Origin of the sequence: Mammaliicoccus sp. J-M40 (assembly GCF_022386395.1) — a bacterium.
In the GTDB taxonomy this organism is placed as follows: Bacteria; Bacillota; Bacilli; order Staphylococcales; family Staphylococcaceae; genus Mammaliicoccus; species Mammaliicoccus lentus.
The window spans coordinates 1-1,362 of sequence record NZ_JAJNIQ010000032.1 but is presented as its reverse complement, the minus strand read 5'-3'; the positions used below and the strand labels follow the sequence as shown (position 1 = coordinate 1,362).

Here is a 1,362-nt window from a genome sequence, read left to right as displayed (position 1 = left end):
AATATGTCCATATAATTGTGTAATAAAAAAAGAGCCAAATATAGCTCACTTTAGTACAATGTAATCGACTAAGAAAATATTGTAGAGGTGACCTATATATGACTCAGTTAAATATTAACGTAGACTTTGAAGAATTGGCAAGTGCTATTTTAGAAAGTAATTTAAATACTGCTATGAAAAGTATAGCTGTAACTGTATTAAATGCTTATATGGAAATGGAAAGAGATCAGTTTGTGAACGCTGATTTCAAACAAAAGCATCCTGAAAGGATTGCACAACGAAATGGCTACTATGAACGTGATTTTATGATTCCAGTCGGAACACTTCATTTAAAAGTACCTAGAACGCGTGATGGCGAATTTACAACTGAAGTTTTTGATCAATATTCTCGCTCTGATCAATCACTGATTTTAGCGATGATAGAAGCTTATATTAATGGCGTTTCAACTAGAAACATCACGAAAATTGTAGAGGCTCTGGCAGGTAAATCTGTTTCGAAATCTACGATTTCAGAAGTTATGAAAAATATTGACCCCGATATTCAAAAGTGGTCGAGTAGACCTATTACTAGTCATCAGTACAGATATGTATTTGTTGATGCCATGCATATTAAAGTTAGAGAGAATAATAAAATAGTTTCTAAAGGCGTTTATATAGCTATGGGAGTAAATGAACTTAAAAGACGTGAAATTATTGGTTTTAAAATTTCTAATCAAGAATCTGAACAGGCTTGGTCTGAGTTCTTTGAAGATTTAAGAATGCGTGGCCTCACAACTCCTGAGCTCATTATTTCTGATGCACATTCTGGTCTTATTAAGTCTATTAAATCACAATTTATAGATTCAACTTGGCAACGTTGTACATTTCATCTTCTTAAAAACATCATTGAAAGATTCCCAAAAAAGAATTCACAAGAGGCAAGAACATTACTTAAATCTATTTTTCAAGCTCCTACATATCAACATGCGCTTGAAAGTAAAAATGAATTTGTAACTAAGTATGAAAATAATCCTAAGTATTCAGAAGCTTTAAATATATTAGATCAGGGCTTCGAAGATGCCACACAGTTTTATAGATTTCCAGCACAACACCATAAGAATATACGAACTACTAACTCTATTGAAAATATAAATATGCAGCTTAGAAAAAGAGAGAAAGTCATTAAGACTTTCCCTAACCTAGACTCAGCTTTTAGATTAATTGGTGCATTACTCATGGATATTCAAGAAAATCTAGATAATGCTAAAAGACCTTTTATTCCTTAAACTTACTACTTATTTTTGAAAAATAAGTAGAGATTAACAAAATGAATCTGCTAAAAATCAAACAGATTTATTTTGTTAATACATTCTAAAAAACCAA

General features: G+C 31.2%; 1 protein-coding gene. It reads left to right on the top strand.

The features are described from left to right. Positions 1-98: 98 nt before the first annotated feature. The gene (locus tag LQ688_RS13875; RefSeq protein WP_064205432.1) at positions 99-1,265 is read left to right on the top strand and encodes an IS256 family transposase; all 1,167 of its coding nucleotides are present in this window, start codon (positions 99-101) and stop codon (positions 1,263-1,265) included. Positions 1,266-1,362 lie beyond the last annotated feature (97 nt).

Excerpts from the sequence above, each read along its gene's own strand:
- LQ688_RS13875 (WP_064205432.1), top strand. The coding sequence starts at position 99 with ATGACTCAGTTAAATATTAACGTAGACTTTGAAGAATTGGCAAGTGCT.